Source organism: Microbacterium arborescens (genome assembly GCF_049707515.1).
Classification (GTDB): domain Bacteria; phylum Actinomycetota; class Actinomycetes; order Actinomycetales; family Microbacteriaceae; genus Microbacterium; species Microbacterium arborescens_B.
This window is the reverse complement of the sequence record NZ_JBNAFI010000010.1, coordinates 1-19,188: the sequence shown is the minus strand read 5'-3', so window position 1 is coordinate 19,188 and position 19,188 is coordinate 1. Positions and strand designations below refer to the sequence as shown.

The 19,188-nt window shown below is 65.4% G+C and carries 25 protein-coding genes and 1 pseudogene; 12 read left to right on the top strand and 14 right to left on the bottom strand.

The window, feature by feature from the left end:
- Positions 1-4: 4 nt before the first annotated feature.
- The 5 genes from ACPYN5_RS15580 to ACPYN5_RS15560 are packed head-to-tail and all read right to left on the bottom strand — an operon-like array spanning position 5 to position 4,499.
- Complete coding sequence (locus ACPYN5_RS15580; protein WP_424449855.1) at positions 5-1,525, bottom strand: SCO6880 family protein; 1,521 nt, start codon at positions 1,523-1,525, stop codon at positions 5-7.
- The gene (locus ACPYN5_RS15575) at positions 1,515-2,825 is read right to left on the bottom strand and encodes a TrbL/VirB6 family protein (protein ID WP_424449854.1); all 1,311 of its coding nucleotides are present in this window, start codon (positions 2,823-2,825) and stop codon (positions 1,515-1,517) included. The genes ACPYN5_RS15580 and ACPYN5_RS15575 overlap by 11 nt, the downstream gene beginning before the upstream one ends.
- Positions 2,813-3,511 carry a DUF8175 domain-containg protein gene (locus ACPYN5_RS15570; protein ID WP_424449853.1) on the bottom strand — a complete coding sequence of 233 codons (699 nt, stop codon included), beginning with the start codon at positions 3,509-3,511 and terminating at the stop codon, positions 2,813-2,815. The genes ACPYN5_RS15575 and ACPYN5_RS15570 overlap by 13 nt, the downstream gene beginning before the upstream one ends.
- An 11-nt stretch (positions 3,512-3,522) precedes the next feature.
- On the bottom strand, positions 3,523-3,831 hold the full coding sequence (locus ACPYN5_RS15565) for a TrbC/VirB2 family protein (protein ID WP_424449852.1): 309 nt from the start codon (positions 3,829-3,831) through the stop codon (positions 3,523-3,525).
- Positions 3,828-4,499: a hypothetical protein gene (locus ACPYN5_RS15560; protein WP_424449851.1), complete on the bottom strand. Its 672-nt coding sequence runs from the start codon at positions 4,497-4,499 to the stop codon at positions 3,828-3,830. Before ACPYN5_RS15560 ends, ACPYN5_RS15565 begins: the two co-directional genes overlap by 4 nt.
- A gap of 237 nt (positions 4,500-4,736) precedes the next feature.
- On the opposite strand from ACPYN5_RS15560, the gene ACPYN5_RS15555 reads away from it, so the two are divergent.
- Positions 4,737-5,081, top strand: a complete 345-nt coding sequence (locus tag ACPYN5_RS15555; RefSeq protein ID WP_424449850.1) for a hypothetical protein — start codon at positions 4,737-4,739, stop codon at positions 5,079-5,081.
- A gap of 379 nt (positions 5,082-5,460) precedes the next feature.
- Here ACPYN5_RS15555 and ACPYN5_RS15550 read toward each other — a convergent pair whose 3' ends face one another.
- Positions 5,461-6,483 (bottom strand): replication protein RepA, encoded by a 1,023-nt coding sequence (locus ACPYN5_RS15550; RefSeq protein WP_424449849.1) that lies wholly within the window; start codon positions 6,481-6,483, stop codon positions 5,461-5,463.
- A 649-nt stretch (positions 6,484-7,132) separates the two neighbouring features.
- Here ACPYN5_RS15550 and ACPYN5_RS15545 point away from each other — a divergent pair.
- On the top strand, positions 7,133-7,780 hold the full coding sequence (locus ACPYN5_RS15545; RefSeq protein ID WP_274223096.1) for a ParA family protein: 648 nt from the start codon (positions 7,133-7,135) through the stop codon (positions 7,778-7,780).
- Entirely contained in the window at positions 7,780-8,097 is a 318-nt protein-coding gene (locus ACPYN5_RS15540) for a hypothetical protein (RefSeq protein ID WP_424449848.1), read from the top strand. The genes ACPYN5_RS15545 and ACPYN5_RS15540 overlap by 1 nt, the downstream gene beginning before the upstream one ends.
- A gap of 93 nt (positions 8,098-8,190) precedes the next feature.
- Here ACPYN5_RS15540 and ACPYN5_RS15535 read toward each other — a convergent pair whose 3' ends face one another.
- On the bottom strand, positions 8,191-9,231 hold the full coding sequence (locus ACPYN5_RS15535; protein WP_424449847.1) for a hypothetical protein: 1,041 nt from the start codon (positions 9,229-9,231) through the stop codon (positions 8,191-8,193).
- 422 nt (positions 9,232-9,653) lie between these two features.
- On the opposite strand from ACPYN5_RS15535, the gene ACPYN5_RS15530 reads away from it, so the two are divergent.
- Together ACPYN5_RS15530 and ACPYN5_RS15525 are read left to right on the top strand one after the other, a co-directional pair.
- Positions 9,654-9,896, top strand: coding sequence for a hypothetical protein (locus tag ACPYN5_RS15530; protein WP_424449846.1), 243 nt, complete (start codon positions 9,654-9,656; stop codon positions 9,894-9,896).
- A 15-nt stretch (positions 9,897-9,911) separates the two neighbouring features.
- Positions 9,912-10,433, top strand: coding sequence for a thermonuclease family protein (locus ACPYN5_RS15525; protein WP_424449845.1), 522 nt, complete (start codon positions 9,912-9,914; stop codon positions 10,431-10,433).
- 4 nt (positions 10,434-10,437) lie between these two features.
- Here ACPYN5_RS15525 and ACPYN5_RS15520 read toward each other — a convergent pair whose 3' ends face one another.
- The 3 genes from ACPYN5_RS15520 to ACPYN5_RS15510 all read right to left on the bottom strand — a co-directional run bounded on the left by ACPYN5_RS15520 (position 10,438) and on the right by ACPYN5_RS15510 (position 11,854).
- A complete protein-coding gene (locus ACPYN5_RS15520) occupies positions 10,438-10,761 on the bottom strand; it encodes a hypothetical protein (protein WP_424449844.1) in 324 nt (107 codons plus the stop codon).
- A 215-nt stretch (positions 10,762-10,976) separates the two neighbouring features.
- Positions 10,977-11,372, bottom strand: coding sequence for a hypothetical protein (locus ACPYN5_RS15515; RefSeq protein ID WP_424449843.1), 396 nt, complete (start codon positions 11,370-11,372; stop codon positions 10,977-10,979).
- 134 nt (positions 11,373-11,506) lie between these two features.
- Complete coding sequence (locus tag ACPYN5_RS15510; RefSeq protein ID WP_424449842.1) at positions 11,507-11,854, bottom strand: hypothetical protein; 348 nt, start codon at positions 11,852-11,854, stop codon at positions 11,507-11,509.
- 202 nt (positions 11,855-12,056) lie between these two features.
- Between ACPYN5_RS15510 and ACPYN5_RS15505 the strand changes: the two genes are divergently transcribed.
- The 3 genes from ACPYN5_RS15505 to ACPYN5_RS15495 all read left to right on the top strand — a co-directional run bounded on the left by ACPYN5_RS15505 (position 12,057) and on the right by ACPYN5_RS15495 (position 13,218).
- Complete coding sequence (locus ACPYN5_RS15505) at positions 12,057-12,386, top strand: DUF7882 family protein (RefSeq protein ID WP_424449841.1); 330 nt, start codon at positions 12,057-12,059, stop codon at positions 12,384-12,386.
- Positions 12,387-12,406: 20 nt separating this feature from the next.
- Positions 12,407-12,724: a DUF7882 family protein gene (locus ACPYN5_RS15500; protein ID WP_424449840.1), complete on the top strand. Its 318-nt coding sequence runs from the start codon at positions 12,407-12,409 to the stop codon at positions 12,722-12,724.
- Positions 12,725-12,813: 89 nt separating this feature from the next.
- Complete coding sequence (locus ACPYN5_RS15495; protein ID WP_424449839.1) at positions 12,814-13,218, top strand: hypothetical protein; 405 nt, start codon at positions 12,814-12,816, stop codon at positions 13,216-13,218.
- A 113-nt stretch (positions 13,219-13,331) separates the two neighbouring features.
- Here the strand turns inward: ACPYN5_RS15495 and ACPYN5_RS15980 are convergent.
- Positions 13,332-13,610 (bottom strand): annotated as a pseudogene (locus ACPYN5_RS15980) (DUF7882 family protein); the annotation flags it as partial.
- 213 nt (positions 13,611-13,823) lie between these two features.
- Here ACPYN5_RS15980 and ACPYN5_RS15490 point away from each other — a divergent pair.
- Together ACPYN5_RS15490 and ACPYN5_RS15485 are read left to right on the top strand one after the other, a co-directional pair.
- The gene (locus ACPYN5_RS15490) at positions 13,824-14,138 is read left to right on the top strand and encodes a DUF7882 family protein (RefSeq protein WP_424449838.1); all 315 of its coding nucleotides are present in this window, start codon (positions 13,824-13,826) and stop codon (positions 14,136-14,138) included.
- Positions 14,139-14,284: 146 nt separating this feature from the next.
- Positions 14,285-14,488 carry a response regulator transcription factor gene (locus ACPYN5_RS15485; protein WP_424449837.1) on the top strand — a complete coding sequence of 68 codons (204 nt, stop codon included), beginning with the start codon at positions 14,285-14,287 and terminating at the stop codon, positions 14,486-14,488.
- Between the two features lie 49 nt (positions 14,489-14,537).
- Here ACPYN5_RS15485 and ACPYN5_RS15480 read toward each other — a convergent pair whose 3' ends face one another.
- Positions 14,538-15,830: a DNA cytosine methyltransferase gene (locus ACPYN5_RS15480; RefSeq protein ID WP_424449836.1), complete on the bottom strand. Its 1,293-nt coding sequence runs from the start codon at positions 15,828-15,830 to the stop codon at positions 14,538-14,540.
- On the opposite strand from ACPYN5_RS15480, the gene ACPYN5_RS15475 reads away from it, so the two are divergent.
- Both ACPYN5_RS15475 and ACPYN5_RS15470 read left to right on the top strand, forming a co-directional pair.
- A complete protein-coding gene (locus tag ACPYN5_RS15475) occupies positions 15,829-16,179 on the top strand; it encodes a helix-turn-helix domain-containing protein (RefSeq protein ID WP_424449835.1) in 351 nt (116 codons plus the stop codon). The two genes, ACPYN5_RS15480 and ACPYN5_RS15475, sit on opposite strands and share 2 nt — an antisense overlap.
- Positions 16,179-17,192: a Cfr10I/Bse634I family restriction endonuclease gene (locus tag ACPYN5_RS15470; protein WP_424449834.1), complete on the top strand. Its 1,014-nt coding sequence runs from the start codon at positions 16,179-16,181 to the stop codon at positions 17,190-17,192. Before ACPYN5_RS15475 ends, ACPYN5_RS15470 begins: the two co-directional genes overlap by 1 nt.
- 118 nt (positions 17,193-17,310) lie before the next feature.
- Here the strand turns inward: ACPYN5_RS15470 and ACPYN5_RS15465 are convergent, their stop codons facing one another.
- Together ACPYN5_RS15465 and ACPYN5_RS15460 are read right to left on the bottom strand one after the other, a co-directional pair.
- Positions 17,311-17,442, bottom strand: coding sequence for a hypothetical protein (locus tag ACPYN5_RS15465; RefSeq protein ID WP_424449833.1), 132 nt, complete (start codon positions 17,440-17,442; stop codon positions 17,311-17,313).
- A 182-nt stretch (positions 17,443-17,624) separates the two neighbouring features.
- Entirely contained in the window at positions 17,625-18,923 is a 1,299-nt protein-coding gene (locus ACPYN5_RS15460) for a DNA sulfur modification protein DndB (RefSeq protein ID WP_424449832.1), read from the bottom strand.
- Between the last annotated feature and the right edge of the window lie 265 nt (positions 18,924-19,188).

The window sequence follows — 19,188 nt, the reverse complement described above, 5'->3', positions numbered from 1 at the left end:
CGGCTCATGCGACCTTCCCCATCACTGTCTCGACCTTCGTCTCGTAGAGCCACGGGAGAATCCCCAGCGGCAACGTCGTGTGGAACGCCGGGCCGGCGTCGTGCTCGCAGAACCGGTACGTCAGCGAGGACGCCTCGAGTAGCGACTTCAGCTTCAACGTCGCCTCCCGGTACGACCGGGTGTCGGGCTCGAACGTCACCGTGACCGCCATTCCGAACCGCGTAATCGCGGCGCCGGAGGTCACTTCCTGTTCGAGCTTCGCCGCGTGCTGCACCACGCGGTTGTCGCGCTCTGTCCGCCGCGCTTTCGCACTGGCTACCGTCGATGCTGTCGCCCCCATCTGCTCGACCAGGGCGGTGCTCTTCGCGGCCGACACGGGGCGGTAGAACGTCACGACGCGCTTGCGAAGGAACCGCTCTGACGGGCGGAACAGCGGTGCCAGCGTCTCTTCCGTGATGTGCAGGCGCGGCGGCGCCAGCACCAGAGCCGTCATCGACGCCACCTCATCGTGCAGGCACACCCGCCGGTTGGAGTCGTCGAAGTAATCGGGGCCCGCCTCAGTCACCCGAAGAGCGTTGTGGTGGCCGCGAAGCTCATCGCTCGCGATCTCCGTCGACCGCTCAGGGCTGTACGCCACCCGCACCGCGTCGGCGATCATCCCGCTCGTAGCCGTCACGACCGCGCCGCCGCCCGCGTCGCGCAGCGCGTCGACGTGGTACGGCAGCTTGGACGCGACCTCGGCCACCGCATCCTCAATGCCCCCGGCGAGGGCCGGGACCGACCACGAGATAGTGACCCAGGTCGACAGTTCGGCGTAGCGTTCCGGGAGCCGCTGCGCGGCCTCCATCATCGCCTGCCGCGCCACCGCGGGCGCTTGCGGGTCAATGTCGGAGGCAATCTTCTGCACCAGCGGTTCCGAGGACCGCAGCGCCGAATCAACGATCGTCACCGCTCCCGCGATCGCGGAGTCCCGCGACAGCGACGCGATGACGTTGCCGTACCAGGCGATGTCCTGATCGATCTTCGCCCGCTGCTGCAGGTCGGTGCCCTCGGGGTTACACGCAAACACCGCCGTCACGGTCTGCACGTTCGGGTCGAACAGCAGCGTGAACGGGTCGCCGCGGCCGTCCGTGCCGTCGATCTCCCGCAGGTTCCCCAGCAACCCCGGCAGGCCGGTGAGGTTGTCCGCCGGCAGGTTCGAGAACAGGCCCGAGTTGAACCGGGCTTCGCCCCGGTCCACACGTCGCACGCCCGACAGAGCGGTCGAGAGGCGAGAAGCGATCGTCTCCCCCGTCGCGTCTCCCCCGAACCGCAGGACGAACACCAACTCGAACACCAGCGCGGCGCCGATGACGATGAGGCCAAGCCCGAACGCGCCGCGCGTGAAGAACAGCACCATCAGAATCAGCGCCGTCAGGAGGATGGCCCAGCCTGCCAGGGTCAGCCCGCCGAGGGTCGCTTTACGAACCGGTATCCAGTTGCCGAACCGCGTGCGCTCGGTCGGGGTGATCTGCTCAGTGCTCATTGAAAGTGTCCTCCACAGTCGTCGTACTGCCCGAAGGCAGCGACCTCGCTACGTCACGCGCCGCATCCCAGCCGCGGCCAGAACCAGACCCGCCACCGCTGCCCGATGCGGCATCCCAACCGCCCGCAGCCGACCCGCCGGCGCCGCCGGCCGTGCTCGGGGCACTCGCGCCGGTCGGCGCCGCAGCGCCGCCCGAGGCAGCCCCAGCCGTACCCGCACCGGACGCGCCGCCGCCGGCCGCGCTCGCGCTTCCCGCTGCGCCGCCAGCCGCAGCCGTGCCGCCACCCGCGGCCACAGCGCCGCCGCCTGCAGCCGCTCCACCGCCCGCAGCGGCCGCGGCACCACCGCCGGCCACAACGGGCGCAGCGGCACCGCCAGAGGCCACGACAGCACCAGCGGCGACACCCGCCGTCATCATCGCGCCGCCAGCGCGCATCATCATCGACCCGGCGCTCGCGCTTCCCAGCGCCGCAGCCGCCGGCATCACCAGCTTCACCAGCGCCGGAAGCGCGAACAGCGCCAGCAGGAAGATCGCCATACCGATCATCACGCCCGCCAGGCCATCGGCCCCTTGGCGCAGACGAATCGACATGCCGTACAACGCCGCAGCCAGCGGCGAATACAGCAGGAACGCGATCAGCCACCCCGTCGTCTGGGTGAACATCTTCTCGTGACGCTCGAACATCGCGCCCGAGGCCGCGACCGGCCAGAACGGCACGAGCACCGTCAGCGCCACGGCCCGCAGAATCATAATCAGCCACTGAATGCCGACCACGATCAGCCCGAAAACGCCGAAGATCATCGCCATAGCGATGTTGCCGCCGAACGTCGCAACGTCACCCACCAGGTTGGGGGTGGTGCCGCCGCTCGCAGTGTCGAGGATCCAGCGAGCCAGCGAGTTCGATCCCAGCAGCATGATCTGGAAGAACGCCGTCCCCACCACTGTCACGAGGATTGCGCGCAACAGCTTCTTAGCCGCGTCCGCCGCAGGCTCGCCGCGTGCGAGCAGCATCGTCCGAATACCCGCGACCATCAGACCGATCGCGAGCAGCACCGCCTGGATCGGCCCCGCCACCGCCGCGAACCACTCCGACGTCTCGCCACCGATCACAGCCTCCGGCGGTGACTGGATCCAAGACGTGAAGAACCCGTTCCACAGATCGTTCGCGCCCCGATAAAGCTCCTGAGTGAACTTCTCCATCTGGGAGCCGATCAGACCCCCGACTGCTTGCGCGCCGCACTCCACCGGGTTGAGGGCAACATCAATCGGGTTCGAGCAGTCGGCCATCAGCCCGACCACTTCGTGAACTCGTCGGACGTTACCGGGATGGGCTGCCCCGAGGAACCGTCATCGAGCGGTTCGAGCTTCCAGTCGCCCTCAGACCACACCACGGTCATCGGAAACCCGGTGTATCCCGTCGCGCTCTGAGGGACCGAAACCACCGTGTGGAGGCTCACTCGTTCGGGCGAGTAGGCGTCGATCTTGTATCCGGCGATACTCAGCCCGCCTGCCGTCCACTGCGCGGCCGAGTCAGCATTGCCCCCCGAGGCCGGCACGCTATCGAGCAGTGCCGGCTTGCCGGGCGACTCCACGGTATAGAAGTCCACGACGTCGCGCAGGTCGGAACCACCGACCATGACCGTCGTGAAGAAGTTCACGGCGAACAGCGCCGCGCCCGCGCGCGAGCGCTCGAAGCACACCGGATGCCCCTCTACCTCAGCGGTCGGCCCTGCCGTCTCGGACACAGGCCAGGTCACCCCGTCCGTCGCAGTCCAGCTGAGGTCAGCGGGTGGCGTCGTCGCGTCAGACGATCCGGCGTTGCATCCCGTCTGCGCGCCACTGCTGGACGAAGGCGTCGGCGTCGACCCCGCGTCAGGGTCGCCCCCCTCGTCACCCCGCGGTGCGGTGAGGAGGAGGACGGCCACGATGAGGCTGGCGACTGCCACGACGGCAACCACCAGCCCGATCCATGCGTTCTTCTTCACCGTCGAGCTCCCTATCGCTGGATGCAGTCGGTGGGGACCTGCAGGAAGATCGAGACGATGCCCGACGCCGCGGCGACGAGCACCACGCCGGCGATCCACCAGCCGAGGCGCGAGAGCATCTGCCCGCCGTCACCGCGGCTGTGCTGGAAGAACATTCCGATACCCACGAGGATCAGCGCGATGACCGCGAGAGCCACGGCGGCGATCTGGACCCAGAATCGCGCGGTGTCCAGCGCGTTCTGCGCCTCTGCGGGCAGGCAGTAGGGCGCCATCGGGACGATGTGCGTCGCGGTCGTGGCGACGTCGAGAACCAGGTTCACGGGGTTTTCCTCCATTGTTCGCGGACAGCCGCAGCAACTTTTGCCGCGGCCTTCTTGATGGCTGCGTTCTCCGGGACGGAGATCATGCCCCGCAGTGCGGGGAGCCAGGGCACGGGGACGACGGGTGCCGCCCCCTGCAGAACTCGGACTGCGCGCCGCACCTCGGGCGGCAGCTTCCCCGCGGCGTCGGCGACGAGCAGGATCGCGCCGGCCTTGGCCGAGTACCGCTTAGCGGCCTCGACTCCGGCGAGGGTGGAGCGGACCACGATCAGGGCGGGGCCGTTGTCGTCGTCGACGGCGGGCACTTCCACTCCCCCAAGCAGCTGCGCCCACACGCTCACGCCGGCTCCCTGATGGGCGCCGATCATCGGCAGCTGGCGGGCCGGGATGGTCCCCGCGGGCCAGATCTCTTGCGCGCCGCTTCGCAGGTAAGCGCGCACCGACCCGTCAGCGTTCACCCGGAACAACGTCCGGCCCGAGGTTGTGTGTTCGAGTGAGATCTCCCACGGGGCCGGGGTCCGCACGTACTCCATCGCGTAGGCGAGCAGCTGCGGCACTGAGCCTTGCGTGTAGTCGGCGCCGACGAACCGCCACGCTTGCGCGTGCATCGCCGCAACGACGGCGCTCTCGTCCGCGGACCGCGATCGTCCTTCTCCTGATCGCATCATCCCGACTTCCCCATGCTGCTGCGCTCCCCCGCGTCGTCTGCGTTTTTCCGTCTCGTGCTCGCCCAGATTCTTCGCAACAAGTAGACGATATGTGTCTGACATGAGCCCTCCGATCCTTCATTTGTCCCCCAAATGGGGGACCAACCCTGAATGGAATCTTCGTATCTGCTAGCTTGATTAGCACTTACCACGAATGTAGTCCCGCTTTCGGGGCATCGCAACCGAGAGGCGGCGGGAATGAGTTGGCATGATGGGGCGGTGCCCTCCCGCCACGAGTTCTCCTCCGAGATGCCTGAGCGCGTCCGCAACGTGCTCGACGCGCTCGGGTCGAACAACCGCGTAGAGGCGTTGCTGTTCTTCTCGGCCCACCGCACCGCGAGCCGCCAGCAGCTGGCCGCTGGCACGTCGATCCCGTTCGGGAGCACGAGCGTTATCACCAACGATCTGCAGCGCTTCGGCTACCTCATGGCCAGTGACGAGGGCGGGCGCCGCGGCGCGCCCATCATGTACACGATCGACCGCAAGCGGCTGCACGATGACGTCGCCGCCCTCATGGCTCACTTCGCCAACCTCGGTGACTGATCTCTCTCCCACCTCGGACCACCCTTTCTCTGCTTTCGACGTCAGTCGATGGCTCGCCATCGGCTGATATCTGCCGCCTTGCACGCAGTGGAGGGTGCAGTGCAGGTCGCGTCGACGTTCCAGGCGTGGCGGCTTGTCCGACACGGCAGGGTTGTCGACGCCGAGCGATTCCAGCGGAATCGCGACGCCTGAACGGAGCCCGGAGCGGAGTGCAACGCCGTAAAAGGCACTGCGCCGCTCCGTCGGCGTCCGCTTGGGCGACGCCCGCGCACGGCCCCGGTCCCCCGGTTTCATTCATTCGGACTACGTGACGAGCGGCTGCTTAGCGTGAAAGAGATAGCGCCCGATATCGACCGATATCGGGCGCTATCTCGTGCTATCACGCTTTGAGTGGGGCTCGCTGCACAGCCGGCGGAGACGGGAAGATCCGCAGCCCTTCGTCCTCGACGTCGAAGCGGGCATCCCGGTACACAGAGTGCACCGCCGGCAGCTTTGCGACGAACGCCGCCTTGAACTGCCGCACCTGCGCATACTGCGCGCCGAACTGCGCGTGCAGCTGCGCCCAGGTAATGAGGCTCGGGCGCTTGGCACTTGGGAGCCGGTAGTTCAGCCAGGCGAGGATATCCATCGCCATCGGGCCGTGCTTGGACATCAGCGCGACCGAGCGGAGGTCGACGGGAATCGGGGTGTCGAGAATGTCTTGGACGAACTCGGCCGACAGCACCACCGAGTTGCCCCACAGCCCATCAGCGGCCATGTCCCCCGCCGCGTCCCACCACAGCTGGTACCCGCGGGCGATCGTGTATTCGCTCGTCCGCACGCCGCGGCCGCCGCCAGCCTGGGCCGTCTCCGTGACCGAGATCCGCGCGCCAAACAGTCGCGGCACCTGATCCATCACCAGCTTGCCCTGCCGGCCACCCCAGGCTTGCCCGAGGTCTTGCAAGAACTTCGGCAGCGATGCCGAGAATTCGAGTTGCAGCCGGCCGTCCGCTTCACGGTCGCTCTGCCGGCGGACGATCTGGGTTGTGAGCCACGGCAGGATCAGGCGCGGGTACTTGCCGAAGGGCATCTTGTACGCCGCTACGCCCGTCTCCGGGTCCACGACGCGGGCGGGCTCCACAGCGAGGTTCATCGAGCCGTTGCGGCGCTCCCAGGCCCGCAGATGCGGGTCGGCGACCATCGGGTCGCGATAGGGCAGGCAGGTCTGCGTGAACACGCGACCGGTGAACCCGAGATAGCCGGCGTCATTCGCCTCGTCCTCGCCGATTGCGAGGGCGTAGTCGGCTTGCGCGAGACGATCCGAGGGGATCGTGGGCAGCAGCGGCGAAGCCGCCTGGCGGGTGGTCTTCTTCTCTACACTGGACATCGCCCAGCCCCTCTCAGAAGTAGGTGCAGTCTTCATCGATTTGGCTCTTCTGACGGGCCCGGGAAGTCAGCCCTGAGCGTTCCCGCGCTCGGGGCTGGCGCCATTTCAGGGCCACACATTGGTTCGCACACTACACGAGCGTCCCGCTCCCCCGGGACGCACCCGCCGTAGCCGGCAGGCTGTGCAGAACTCGGGTCACGAGAAGTTCTCCACGGTACTTTGGTGACGCGCGGTACTTTGGTGACGCTCGGCCGAAGAACCGCGGAATCACGCGGCAAAACGCACGGTACTTTGGTGACGCGCAGATCTGTCCACGGTACTTCTGTGACGCCTTGCACGGTACTTTGGTGACGCCCACACCCCCGCGATCCCTGTCGGGAGTAGGGCGAAGTCGGGTCTGCCAGTAATGCTTCTTCCTGTAGGTGTTACCTGTAATCAGTGACCGTTTCGCTGTGGAATTGGGGACAACTCGCCCCGCACCCACGCTGAGAGCACGTCGGCAGGACCGTGAACCCTCGCTCCGTCATCGAGGGTTGCCGCTTCTTTCCCTCCGCTGCGCTCCGGGAAACAAGCGCCTTCGCCAGGCGGGCTCACAGACGCGATCACCCGTCACAGCCGATAGCACTTGATATCAACTGATAGCACCCGCTAGCGTTGGATATCACCTGATAGCAAAGGAGGACTGATGATCATTCTGTTCGGAGGCACCAAAGGCGGTCCCGGCAAAAGCACCGTGGCGCTGAACCTCGGCGTCGCGCTGGCAGCCGAGGGCGCACGAGTGCTCTTCATCGACGCTGACAAGCAGCGGACGTTGGCGAAGTGGCACGCCCGCCGGATCGAGGCCGGCCACGAGCCCCGCATGACCCTCGTCGAGAAGCGCGGCAACCTGCACGCCGCGATCGGAGACCTCTCCGAGAACTTCGATCACGTCCTGGTCGACGTCGCCGGCGACGACAACGAAGAAATGCGCACCGCGATGACGATCGCCGATCAGCTGATCGTCGTCCTCCGCGCCAGCCAGTTCGACGCCGAAACGCTCGAGGAATTCTCCGACGTCATCACCGCCGCGAAGAACTTCAACCCCAAGCTGGTCGCACGCGCCCTGTTCAGCCAGGTACCCACCTACAACGGCGAGACCGAGACCGAGGACGTCAGCGAGTACGTGCGCGAGTTCCCCGAACTCACCGCCCTTGAATCCGTCATCGCCTACCGCAAGATCTTCCGCGACTCCGTCGCAGACGGCCGCGGCGTCCTCGAAATGCCCTCCAAGAGCGCGTCACAGGGCGCAGCGAAGAGCGAGCTCCGCAAGCTCGTTCAGGAGGTGATGGCGTAATGGCGATCGTCCGCAACAAGAAGAACGCACCCGCCACAGACCAAGACGCCATCGCCGCGTTCGGCGCTGCAGCCGAGGCACGCCCCGAACCAGAGGCCACCGCGCCGGCCCCCGCGCCGGCCAAGAAGGCGACGAAGCCGACCCCCGCCGCCGAGCCCAGCGGGGGAGACGGCCCGAAGAGCACCCTCGTCCGCTGGGAAGGGTACGAGGACGTACGAGACGAGATCTACGACTACCACCGCCGCGAGCGATACACCGTCCAAACAGTCATCATCGAGGCGCTGCGCCTCGGACTCGCGCAGATGAACGAGCGCTAGCACCCGCTATCACTTGATATCTGCTGCTATCACGTGAAGGGGCCGGCCCGTGTGGTGTCGGCCCCTGTCTCTCTGTGGGGCGGGCGTGGCTGGTCAGCGACCGCGAAGCCGATCGAGCCATCTACTACGCTGCGGCGGAACAGGCTGCCCGCCGCCGGCCGCGATCTCGTCCAACGCAGCCCTCACCTGTTCCCCCAGGCGTTCCAGGTTCTCCGGGTCGTCAAACACCGCACGACCGAGCCGCCCAACTGTTTCGGCCTGCCGTCCCGCGACGGCCTCCATAGCGGCCAGCGACGCCACGCCCCGCTCCGGTGTATCGATCAGGATCGGCCATTCGCTGACGACACCCGTGTGGTTGGTACCCAAGGCTGCAGGGTCTGAGTAGGAGGCAATGCCGAAAACGTGCAGCACCGTCCGGTACGAGGCGCGAAGCTCGTCCTCAACCTCGTTCGTTCCCGACGACGTGTCGAACGGGCCGTGCATCCAGGTCACCTCGGCCAGCACGCAAGGCACTCCCAGCACCGCAAAAGCGCCCAAGCGATGGTTCCCGTTCATGTGCACCCGAAACACCGCGCCCAGCGGCGTCTGCCAGCCCTGCAGGTACAGCAACGGCTGGCGCCCGGAAGGCCCCAGCAGTTCCACGAGCCCCGCCGGAGACCCCCGCTCTGCGGCGATCCGAGCCGCGAACTCAGCCTGCCCACGCACGGGTTCCTTCCGAAATGTGGAGTTCTTCGGATCAAAGTTCCGGGACCAGTCGCCCTGATCCCGGTGGAACGACTCCATCCCCGCGAAGCTGTTGAACACGCGCGCCGGGTCCACCCAGAGCCGTTCTGGCTCGACCAACCGCGCCCGGGAACCCGGCTGCAGCGCAGGGTCCGACGGGTCGGGGAAATCTGGCCGCGGCCGCGCGGCAAACCTCTCCACCTTCTCCATCAAGTCCGCGACACTCGGCTTGACCAGGCCAGCCAAATACGACCGCAGCAGCTTTACACCGACCGGGAAGTACCTCTCATCCCCAAGGAGCCACCCGTCCCGAGCAAGAGCCTCCCTGCCCTTCTCGACAAACCGGCTGTCGGGTGTCAACCGATACAGATCCTCACGCGGCGTTTTCAGCCACCAATCGTCGCTACTCACGCCCGCAATCATGCACCCAGGGATCGATCGGCCGATGACCAACACCACCCACAGCTATCAGTTGATAGCAAGCGATAGCCCGTGATATCTGACCCGTCCCACAGGTGGCCGGCTTTCTTGGCTGAATACGGGGGAGTAGGGGAGAGGGGAACGGGAAACGACGTCAGCAGACACCCAGCCGCTCCGGCAGCGTCCGCCCCGAGCCCGCCAGAGCGACCCTGCATGCGGTGACGGCCACGAGACGCGAACCCTGGGAAACGCGGGGATACCCAGCCCTTCCGAACTCCCAGCAGCCCCGGCGCTCACGACCCACAGAAAACACGGAACTCACATCGAGCACACCCAGCGGGGCGACGATCGTCGCGACCGGCTCGGCAACGACCTTCCGCGGCATCCGCCGCGCCGCAAACGATCTGGCATCCGTGTGGCTCGACGTCGAGCCCGACCAGGTGGCCGTCGAGGTCACCGTCGCGGCACCCGATGAGATCGTGGAACTCGTGCGCGCCAGCGACAAAGCCGAGGAAGAGGGCAACGCTGCCCGGGCGCGCGGGGCGCAGCTGCGCCGAGAGGCCGCGCACGCGCTCCGGGAACAGGGTTACCCCCTCGAAGCCGCAGCGGCCGTCATCGGCGTGAGCTACCAGCGAGTGCAGCAACTCGCCAGCTGAGGGCGGGATGAGACGATGCCGAACACCCCCCGGAAACGCATCATCGCCGCCCTGGTCCTCGTGCTCGCGCTCACCGGATGCACCCCCGCGGCCGAGCCCGTGCCGTCAACCGGCGACGTCGTGATGGGGCACGCCGCGGAGGTCTCCGCCGTCATCGACGGCGACACCATCGAGATCCGGGCAGCCGGCGGAACCGAGCGGGTGCGGATCATCGGGATAGGCACCCCCGAAATCGGCCGCGACGGCGCCGCTGACGAGTGCTACGCCCAGGAGGCCCGCGAGTACGTCAACGATGCCCTATACGGCCGCACCGTCGAGCTCTACCCCGACCCCACCCAAGATGACGCCGACCGGTACGGGCGGCTGCTGCGCCACGTCATCGTCGACGACCGCAGCATCGCGGAGGAAGCCATCGCCGCCGGCATGGGCTACGAGTACACCTACGACGAGCCCTACGGTGGCCAGGACGCCCACAAAGCCGCTCAGGACGCGGCTGCAGCTGCGGGAGCGGGCCTGTGGTCCGCGTGCGAGCACTGACCCCTCAGCGCGGCGCCGCGGTGACGGGTGTCACTGCCGAGGCCCAGACCCAGACGCGGTGTTCCGTCTCGCCTACGAGGAACCTGATCGCCACGGCGTCCGCCGTCCAACGGCACGCCTGCCCGTCGACCCACACCGGGGTCGCGCCGAACCGCACCCACGCTCGGACGGGCTTCGGTTTCGGGTCGATCGTCACCGGCTCGGTGTCCAGGCCGATCTCTTCACGTGAGAGCGACTGCAGGGGGCCGGCGTCCCTCGCGATGCGTTCCAGGATCTTTTGATCCATCCGCCGGTCGACCGCGGCCGCGTATCGCTTGTTCGTCCCCACGGCCACACCTGCCCCTCTCGGAACCAGGGTAACCACGTTCGAACATTCGTTCTATCTGGTATGCGGCCGGGGCAGGGGTGTCCGCTGTGCCGGTGGGGTGACCACGCAGCGGACAACCGGCGGCGGGACCATGGCGCCTCCGGAGGGAAAGGGGGAGCGCCACGCGCCGGCGCAACCAGCGTACGAGGCGGGGTGGCCCGAGGGCTATCGGGACATCACTCGGCAGCGGACGATTCCGACGCTGATTGCGAGTCTGAGTCTGAGTCCGGTTCATCGGCGGTTTCGAAGTTGCCGAGGGACTTCTCTTGCAAGAACGCGCACAGTTCCGCGGCCACTTGAAGCTCGTGGGTGAGCGCGTTCAGGTCGAAGCTCGTCAGTTCCAGGGTGCCGTCGGTTCCCTCGATAATCACGAGCCAGCTGAGGTCGTCGCCGGATTCCTGCGGTTCGATCCAGACGGAGTAGGGGGCGTTCTCAAGGGGGACGACGACCAGGCCGGTGTCAGAGCCGTCGGAGCCGTCTTGGACTGCGACCTTGATCGCGTCGCCCGCGTTGCGCGCGTCGATGAATTCCGCCACCCAGTGTTCGAGTGTTTCCTTGCTGTGGAAGGGCATCGGGGGGTTCCTCTGGTTGTGCTCAGTCGCCGCGAATGCAGGCAACGGAGCATCATTACACGTTCCGCGCGCGCCGTGACCCAGCGTCATGGCATGAGAAGCGACCAGGGGCTACGAGAGCGCGAGCGTCGGGCTTAGTAGCCGTCGAGGTCGGGGTCCCAGTCGTCGTACTCGAGTTGAGTGGTGGGCGTTGCTTGCCCGGTCGGTGGTTGGTAGGGGTAGTGCGGGTTCATCCGTAGGAGCGTTGCGGCGGTGGAGAAGTCCGGCTCGGTCCCGTGCCAGGGAGCGGGTTCGGACATCATTGAGATGCCGGGGCCGATGATGAGGTCCGCGGTGGCTTCTGTGTGGCCGTCGGTTGCGATGGGGATGGTGACGGGCTCGGTGTGGGCGAGGTTTGCGGCGTTAGCGTTGAGTCGTAGCAGTGCGCGAGCGACGTCATCGGTTGTCAGGACGACACCCATTCCGTACACGATTCGACGCACCGACCAATTGTGTGTCCGTTACGACTGCGCGCAAGGTGGGTTGCGCAGCGCGGGAAGCGCGGCGCATCCTTCTCCTCCTCGGCCTTGTCCGGCAACACCGCCTGGTGGAGGTACATTTTGCTCAGCTGTTCGCACGGTTACGTGCCAGCGTTCTCCCTGGTCCCGACGTGTATCCCGGGCCGCACTCGTGGAAGGCACGAACATGGGCCACCTGATCTACGGCGTTGCCCCCGCCATCAACATCGACGACTGGGCGTTGCAGCACCTGCGGATGGTGATCGTCACCAAGCTCAGACGCGACGAGAGCTTCATGTTCACGTGGGGGAGCGAGCCCGACACCCACGGGGACGACGGGACCGAGGGCGCGAAAGGGCAGCACGGGAGCGTGTGGATTTCCCGGGCGTCCTCGCTGTACTTCAGCTTCACTGCACCACCTGCTCAGGCCCTCAATCGCCAGTGGCTTACCGTTCTGAACGAGGCCGCCAATAGTGCGTCCGGGCTACGGTTGGTTCCGGAGCCGGCTAGCAGCTGATCGAAGGGTGAGACCAACGCATGGGTTCGATGTTCTACAGCAATACGCCTGACCCGGTCGAGTTCCCCGACACCCTGCTGGCCCACCTGCAAGCAGTGATCGGAACCAAGCTGCGACGCAACGAGAGCTTCACCCTCAGTTGGCAGCACTCCGACGACGACCCGAATGGCCGCACCACGTTGTGGATCCACCCGGCCATGCCGCTGCGATTCACCTTTGACCGCCGGGACCTTGACCCTCTCGACCCGGAGCTGCTGCACAAGCTCGCAGCCGAGGCGAGCTCCACCGCCGGCATCACCATCGACCAGGCCTTGATCGAGGCCCATCAAGCGGCCTAGCCCCGCTGTCAGCTGGGGCCACCGCGGCAACCGGGGATCGCCGGGGTCGCTGGCTCAGGTGATCTGCGCTGTTGTCGTTGCGAGTGATAATGATCGCTATCAGCGCGGAAATGGTGCCGGGCGGTTTAGTTGGAGGACACGTGCCGTTTCGCACGCAGGAGACGTTGGAATCGTGGCTCGTCGAGTTCGCAGAGTTCGGTTACTCAATCAGCGACCGGCTACGTGTCATGCCCCAGGAGGGTGAGGGAGGCGTCGACACGGGGCTGATCGGATTCGATCTCCTGAACGCCGGCACGGTCACCTACCTGCAGCCGGAACCGGTCGGTTCCACACGGTGGGCGGTGACGTTCGAAGCGCGAGAGAACGAGGTCAAGCTCGACGCCGGTCGTTGCCTCGAGCTGGCAACCGAGCTGGCGATGGTGTCGGCGCTGTGCACCTTCCTGCAGACAAAATCTGCCGCCTTCATCGCCGCATGGGCCTCGTCAACCCAGTGACGACCACCCCCGCTGTTTGAGGTTTGTCGGGGTGCCCGGCTAAGGGATGTCACCCGGTGAGGACGTCTGTTTCTCGAGCCCCCGGGGGAACCCTCCGCGGGCTCCGGGATTAGGCGGAGGCCCGACGGGGAGTTAGCGACCTGCATCAGCGCTTCGAGCCACTCACGATTGAGCGAGGGTGTTCGGGAGCCGTGGTACTTGAACTTCAGATCGGCCGTCGGGTGAATCCATACTGTCCGCCGCCCAGATCCGATGGAGATGTCGTCAGCCCAGGTGAAGAAGAACCCCTCACCGCGGCGGAGCTTGCTCCCCATCACATGCTGCAGGTGAGAAAGGCCGCGATCCTCGATCTCCACCTTCGACAGCCCGTTGCCATAGCTGAACCGACCCATCCGAACTTCCCAACTGGGTGCGTCACCGATCATCAGCCGTCCCACAGGGTGGAACAAAGAACCTCAATCAGTCGCACCTGTTCGGGTCTCACCCTGTCTTGCTCGGCAAGTCAGAGCAACAGCTTGCTTCGGGTGGCACCCATGGGAACGGAGCCAAATCGACGTGCGCACCGCGGCCGGTATCCGTGCTGCGGCGGCGGGTAGGCTCGCGGGGTGGGACGGTTGATATACGGCGGCGCCGATTCGTTTGAGGTCGAGGAGCGGGCGCTCGCACACCTGCGGCTCGTCATCATGAACAAGCTGCGGCGCAACGAGTCCTTCGTCCTCCACCTCCCACACGGGGGAGGGATCCGCTCGCTGTGGATCGACGCGAGCATGCCCCTGACGCTCTCGTTCGCCGGAAGCCGGCCCGCCACGATCAACCGTGACTGGATCGAAGCGCTCATGGAGTCCGCGAACAGTTCCTACGGTCTCCAGATCGTGCGAGAACCAGACACCACCGTCCTGCGGGACCCACTTCAAGCTTGAAACGATCGTTTCCGGCGTCATCGCTCGACGCGCGATGAAACGCCCGCCGGAAACGTGGATCGAAATCCGGTTCCGGCGGGCGTTTTCGGTGGGTGAATGGCCGGCGGAGGTTGCCGGTGAGGCAACACGCTGGGGCCGCTGGTGCCGTGATCAGGCTGCTGTCCTCGCGCGAGCTCGAGGTGCTTGGCGCGATTGGGCAGGGTCTGCCGAACCCCGAGATCGCGAAGCAGTTGGCGCTGAGCGAGTCCGCTGAAAAGACTCAGGTGGGACGAGTGCTGGCGAAGTTCGAGCTGCGCGATCGGATCCAGGCCGTCGTTCCCGTCCATCGGGCCGGTTTGGTTCAGCGGTGAATGGTTGTTTCTCTCGTGTCGAGTGGCCGTCGCGGTGCCGCAGTCGTAGCTACTGCGCGGCAGCAACCTGCTGCTCTGCGCCCGTGCCAGTCGGAGCGTGACGGTAGGAGTCGAGCGGAATGATCGGCGTCGACGCCGAGGATCGGGTCTCGTCGATAGCCTTCTTTGCCACCGCGGCCAGCGCACGCGCCATCAGCGGAGGGACTGCGTTACCGATCTGCTTGAGCATCTGCCACTCGCTCGAGTGAAAAACGAAGCCATCGTGGAAGGACTGAAGTCGAGCTGCCTCTCGCACCGTGATCCAACGCTCATACTTTGGGTGGACCCACTCAGACAGATCGCGATGCATCTGCGCAAGAATCGTGTACGCGGGCTTGTCAATCGGAAGGCGTCGCCACTTCTCGGGGCGGAGGCCGTTCCACACTTCCTTAGGAAGACTGTCTCCCTTCGCACCTGGCTTCAAGAGCGCGATGAGAGCCTTGCGTCTGTCCTTGATCTCTTTCGTGTGGTGGTTGTGCAGACGCGCCCTCTTCTCGCCCGACTGGACCAACTTGGTCTCACGAGGGAAGTTCGCGCCGTCCCGGTCAAGACGGAGGTCATCGAGCAAGGCGCTGCGAACCTTCGTCCGTGGGTACGGCAGCGACTCATAGTGGATCGCAGTCGCCTCGGGCAGGTCACGAATCGCATCCCAAACGGTAGGAGTCGCGCGCTCCTCTCCCGCCAGAGCGTTCTCAAAGAACGCACCGACAGCGCCATCGATCGTCAGGTCATCGCGAACGCCGAAGAAGATCGCGCGACGTCGGGTCTGCGCGACGCCGTAGTCCGACGAGACAACGATCCTCACCGCACAGTTGCTATACCCCGCTTCAGCGAGCGCATCGAGCACCTGCTTCTTGAACGTTCCCTTGCCGATCAACAGCATGTTGGGCACGTTCTCCATGAGGAACGTGGCCGGACGGAGGTACTTCAAGACCCGTATGAACTCCATGTAAAGCTTGTTCCGCGGGTCGTCCAGCATCCGTGGGCCGATCTGGCTGAATCCCTGGCAAGGCGGGCCGCCGAAGAGAAGGTCGATCGTTCCCGGTTGGATGCCCGCGAAGCGCGCCGAGTCCTCCGCCCAGACTTTCGACTCGTCATTCAGGAAGTTGGTCGCGTCGCCCTCGTAGAGGGGAGTCTCGGGGAAGTTCGCACGGTAGGTCTCGGCAGCGAACCGGTCAATCTCAACCGCCGCCTTCACCTCAAATCCCGCCGTGCGGACGCCTTCACAGAACCCGCCACACCCCGAGAAGAGAGAGACGGCGGTCGGCTTCTGAGCGCTAACGTCAGTGGGTTCCTCGAGCATGCTTGCGACGGTATCAATGACGACGGACGTTCCGGGGATTAACCGGCGCGTGTCGCCTATGAGATACACCCCGTCGTGGCTCCGATCCCCGCAGTGCCTGCCCACCTACGGTCATGACGTGACCCATCCTGCGACGCCCGCGAGCTTTGGGCTCATCGTGCGTGGGCGCCGCGAGACCCTCGGTCTGACGCAGGGGGAGGTGGCTCAGCGTTGCGCGGTTACTCGCACGTACATCAGCGCGCTGGAGAACGGCCGCAAGAACCCGACCTTGGAAACTCAGGTCCGACTTGCAACCGCCCTCGGAGTTGAGCTGAGCGCCCTTGTGAAGGAAGCAGAGGAGAAGCGGTAGTGCCGTTCAGGTTCAGCAGCGTAGCGAGCGAAGCTCTTGCCCCCAACGAGCGTCTAGTACTCGACCTTCGAAATGCGCCCGTGCGCGGTCGTGACACTAAGTTTCGGCTGGCGCAGCAGAACATGCTTGCATACACCTTCGACTCAGGCGTCCCGGGGTGGACTGCGCCCGGTCTCAACTCGATGTCGTTCCGGAGTGTCGCCCTGCAGGCAATCTCGAACGCACACGGCGAGGGGAAGCTGTTCTATGGCCCTGACTACGAAATCAAGGACAACGCTGTCTCCAAGGTAACCGGGGATGTCTACGAGGTGGTCACGTCAGCGGTGCTGTGGGAGACGGCAGCCGCATGGAACAGGGTCATGCGAGGTGAGCCCTGGCGCACTACGCCCAGATACGCGGGACCTAAAGTTGCACCGTCTCCGCGCCGTCAAGTCGCGGTCTTGAACCTGCCGCGCCGCTATGACTGGGTGAAGCTCCTGACCCCGGAGGCGCAGGCGAGCATCAGAGAGTACCGGGAGCAACTTCGGGCTCACGGGCTAGCCATGCCAACTTCTACTCCCGACGTCGCAATCGTAATTCTCCCTGCTTCGGAGAGCGATAACCCGATCTGGGCGACCGACCTCAGTGATATCTCTCTGACCAGCCAGCAGACCCTTGAGAGAGCGCACCGTCTCCTTGCGGGCAAGGTAGAGCCAGGTGAGATTATTCTGGCTATTGCGTTGAAGACAAGCCTTCGATCCGACCGTCTCTACCAGCCGCTCTACGAAGCCAACGTCATGGAGTTCCTGCTAGAGGGTCACTTGGGCGCACCCCGAGTCGAGTTCGAGGTTCACACACTGAGCGCGGCGGGCACGGGGGCCGAAGCCACGTACGCGGCAGCAGCGCTTTCCTCGGCGGCGGGCAACGACCCCCATCGGGCGATCCGTGAGCTCTACGTGCCAGAGCACGCAGGTCAAGTCGTCCAGCGGTTCATCAAGTTCCTCAACGAGCGAACGGCGCTCGTCGACTCGTAGCGGTTTCCCGCGCACCGATGCCAGACGACCAAGCCGATGGGGGTCTAACGCGAGCCGCCTAGGTGCTCGAGAAGCGACAGCTGGCCCGGCAGATTGGTGCCAGGCCAGCTGGGGTCGGTCAGCGCTTCTTCTGCGAGAGGGCGCTGGCGGCGACGCTCTTCGTGCGGGCGGACGTGCGTCCGTCGCTGAGGAGCTTGGACGCCTTCGATGCCACGCTCTTGCTCGTGACGCGGTTAGTTGCCTTGGCCATGTTTTCCACCTCCTTCTGCGCCCGCGTGGGGTAGATTGCGACTTCGTCACCCTGCGAAAGTGATGTCGCGCCCTCTGTCCCCAACCGGGCAGGGGGCGAACCCTTTTTGTGCGTCGGGCACCGCAGGCGGCGAGCACGACGGGTCAAGTCGGCGACTCGACTCTCAAGTTGAATGGTCATGGTTAGTCTTCGGGTGCTTCGTGGTCGACCGCACGGTCGTCGCGGGCACGAGCGACCAGGGCGTTGGACAGCTGGATGAGGGCACCTTGCATGGCTTGGGGAGCGCTGCCGCCGACTTTGAAGGCTCCGGTCTGCATCCAGAACGATTCCGGGTCGGTAACGGGAATGGCCTTCATCTCGGAGCCGAGGGACTCGAAGAAGGTTTGCACTTCAATGCGGGAGAACGGTTCAGGGTTCTTGTCGCTGGCGGTTGTCAGGTCGCGGTAGACCGACGCGAGGATGCGCCACATCGTCAGCGAGCCGAGCATGGACATGTTTCGCAGCTCGATCGGTGTGAGGGCGCCGTCCCGCACTGCCTGCAGGTCTGGGAAGGAATCGACCATGACGTCCAGGAACCGTTCCACGCGTCGGATGGCTTTGGTCTCATCGCTGCGCATCTCGTCGTCGATGCGGGCGCCGATCCGTCCGGAAGCTCCGACGTGCACGGCGCGGACGATGTCAGCGACGCCCTTTGCCCCTAGGAGGTTGGGGTTCGTGGCGGACATACGTGCACCCTGCCCGATCTCGACCCGTCCGACGAGCAGAGGGTGCTTCTCCATGAGATCCGCAGAGACCCGGTTGACGACGTCGCGGCGGTCGAGGTAAGAGGTGTAGTCCGGATTGACGCCCTTGGAGTTGTTGTTGATGTCGACGAACATCTCGGTGGACTCCTTCGAGCTCACGACGGCGAGGTCGATCGAGATGTGCTCAGCCATGACGCGGTCCCGTTTCCGGCGTAGTTCCGCGAGCTGCTTCGTATACATGGCTTTCGTTGCGTCGTCTTGGTTGCGCTCCGCGGCCAGCTCCGTCTCTCTGGTCTTGGTGATCCGAGAGTTCATCTCGTCTATGGCGGTGAAGAACCCGAGGGTACGGTGCTGCCCGTCGAGAATCTGAATATCGGTCAGCTGCTGAATCGGGATCGAGAGAGTCCCCCAGGCCGTGCCGTCGCCAAACTCATGAGCGGGGTTGAACGTAACGTCACCGGATGGCGCCCGGACGATGATCGCCGGAGCGACCCAGGTGTCCTTGTTCTGCACGTAGCGCCCGAAAGCAAGCGCGCGGCGCCCGTCAACCTTCCGATTTCCCTCGATCGGAACGTTGGGGTCGGGGCGCTTCACGATGAGCTGAGACAGCTGTCCAACGGTGATGACGACGTTGTACATCTGCCGAGTTCCCTGCCGGTACTTCGTCGCAGGCAGCTCCAGAGGTTTGATCACTCCGAGTCCCTCGGGAATCGCTCCCGCTTGCAAGTTGATGCTCATCACGCCTCCTAATTGCGCCGTGTCGTTGACGTTAGCGCACTAATAAGACTCGCACAAGCCTTAAGTTCGACAAGGTGCGCTCCTCTCCCAGCGAGGAGTGATCTCGATCGTGGGTACAGCTGCCGCGTTCGCACCGTGCCATAAACGATCGTTTCCGGCAGGCTCGTCGACGTCGACGAGTAGCTGCGTGTGGAGTTGCTCGCTTGATGGCGGTGTTCTGTGATCGTTCGGTGGCGCCGGTCAGCTCCCGATGACGAGTACGCTG